Origin of the sequence: Aquirufa aurantiipilula (genome assembly GCF_019923745.1) — a bacterium.
Classification (GTDB): domain Bacteria; phylum Bacteroidota; class Bacteroidia; order Cytophagales; family Spirosomataceae; genus Aquirufa; species Aquirufa aurantiipilula.
The window spans coordinates 1-232 of record NZ_JAANOG010000070.1; the positions used below are offsets into that span (position 1 = coordinate 1).

General features: G+C 47.4%; 1 protein-coding gene. It reads left to right on the forward strand.

Annotated features, from left to right (window positions below; translation table 11 throughout):
- A partial coding sequence (locus tag G9H60_RS13780) for a hypothetical protein (RefSeq protein WP_394369801.1) occupies window positions 1-232 on the forward strand: 232 nt, incomplete at both ends.

Genomic DNA, 232 nt, shown 5'->3' on the forward strand with positions numbered 1-232 from the left:
CTGCTGGTACTGGTTTTGCCGTAACAGTAACCTTAACGGATGCCAATGGCAATCCAGTGAATGCTACATTAGATGGTACTGTCACCTTAACTCGTAAAACAGGTACAGGTACTTTAGGTGGTACTGTGACAGGAACTATGACTGCTGGAACAAGTGCCGTGACTATCTCCGGTGTAACTTATACCAAAGCGGAAACAGGTGTAGTCTTAACGGCTACGGGTTCTGTGGCGGG